The sequence below is a fragment of the Streptomyces sp. LS1784 genome (assembly GCF_020103755.1).
Taxonomy (GTDB): domain Bacteria; phylum Actinomycetota; class Actinomycetes; order Streptomycetales; family Streptomycetaceae; genus Kitasatospora.
The window spans coordinates 1-1,718 of sequence record NZ_JAHSQD010000998.1; the positions used below are offsets into that span (position 1 = coordinate 1).

1 protein-coding gene and 1 pseudogene are annotated in these 1,718 nt (G+C 76.5%); one reads left to right on the top strand and one right to left on the bottom strand.

The window, feature by feature from the left end; genetic code table 11:
- Window positions 1-117: pseudogene (locus KS423_RS48710) on the bottom strand (endonuclease IV); the annotation flags it as partial.
- Window positions 118-340: 223 nt separating this feature from the next.
- Between KS423_RS48710 and KS423_RS45025 the strand changes: the two are divergent.
- Window positions 341-1,718 (top strand): cytochrome P450 (locus KS423_RS45025; protein WP_224285448.1); only part of this gene is annotated, 1,378 nt, incomplete at its 3' end.

Here is a 1,718-nt window from a genome sequence, read left to right on the forward strand (position 1 = left end):
GCCGACCCGGCCCGCGTACGCCAGGCCGGTGCCGGCCAGCCCGCGGCCGGCCACCGGGACGTGGGCGCCGATCGGGTTGCGGACGGCGGCGACGGGCGGCAGGGGCGCGGTGGTCATGGCCCCGAGCATGCCACGCACCCGGACCCGGGCTTCGGGCGGGCCGGTCCTGGTCCCGGAGGTCCGGCTTCCGAGGAACCGGAGGAAACGATCATCCGCCGACCGGGGGAAACGATCCTCTGTGCTCGATCGAGTGAATCCGGCCCGGAAACCGGGGCTCGCGCCACCCGTCTCCGTCACGATCCGTGATCAGTCGGACCTCGCGACTCCTGAGGAGGCAGCCGTGACCACCGCCGAACCGGTCGAGACCGTCGACCTGCGTGCCGACCACCTGATCCGCGACCCCTTCACCGCCTTCGCCGAGCTGCGCGAGCGCGCCCCGCTCGCCCGCGCCACCATCCCCGGCGTGGAGCCGTTCTGGATCGCCGTCCGCTACCAGGACGTGCGTACGGTGCTGTCCGACCCGCGTTTCGTCAACGACGTGAACGCCGTGAACGGCCCCGTCACCGCCGACGGCCTCGACACCGCCGAGAGCCCCGCCGCCCCGGGCGGCCTCGCCGTCCCCGCCTCCCTCGCCGACGCGACCGGCACGGCGGACGAGGCCGCTGCAGCGCTCCCCGCGCACCGCACCGAGCAGGTCTGGCGCGCCCGCGGCATGCCGCCCGAGTGTGCGAAGTACCTGCGCGCCGGGATCTTCGGCGCGGACGGCGCCCGGCACCGCCGGATGCGCGCTCTGGTGCACCCCGCCTTCACGGCCGGCGCGGTGGAGCGGCTGCGGCCCCGGATCGAACGGCTCGCCGAGGAGTACGCCCGGGCGCTGCCCGAGCACGCCGGCCCGGACGGCGTGGTCGACCTGGTCGCGAACTTCGCCTACCCGCTGCCCGTCACGGTGATCTGCGAACTGCTCGGCATCCCCGAGTCCGACCGCCCGCAGTGGCGCCAGTGGAGCTCCTACCTCGGCCGGGGCGCCGGGCCCGGCCTGGACGAGGCGCTGCGCGCCATGGTGGCCGCCGCCCGGGAGCTGGTCGAGCGCCGCAGGGCCGAACCGGCCGAGGGCCTGCTCTCCCGGCTGGCCGCCGCGGAGGGCGACACCCTGGCCCCGGTGGAGTCCGTCTCGCTGACCCTCAACCTGATCGTGGCCGGCCACGAGACCACCGCCACCCTGATCGGCAACGGCACGGCCGCGCTGCTCGCCCACCCCGAACAGCTGGCGCTGGTCCGGGCGGATCCGGGCCTGCTGCCCGCAGCCGTCGACGAGCTGATGCGCTGGTGCGGTCCGACCATCGGCGGGGTGCCGCGCTACGCGACGGAGGACCTCACCCTGGCCGGCACCCCGATCCGCAAGGGCGAGGCGGTGATGCCGATCCTCGCCGGGGCCAACCACGACCCGCGGGCCTACGCAGATCCGGAGCGCCTGGACGTCTGCCGGGCCGCCGCGCCCGACGGCGCCGGGCACCACGAGGCGCACCTGGGCTTCGGCTACGGCACCCACCGCTGCCTGGGCGCGGCGCTGGCGCACCAGGAGGCGGTGGTCGCCTTCGGGACGCTGCTGCGGACGTACCCGCAGCTGGCCCTCGCGGTCGGCCCGGAGGCCGTCGAGCGCGGCCCGAACCCGGCCGCCTGGCACCTCGCCGCGCTGCCCGTCCGCCTCGGGCCGCGGG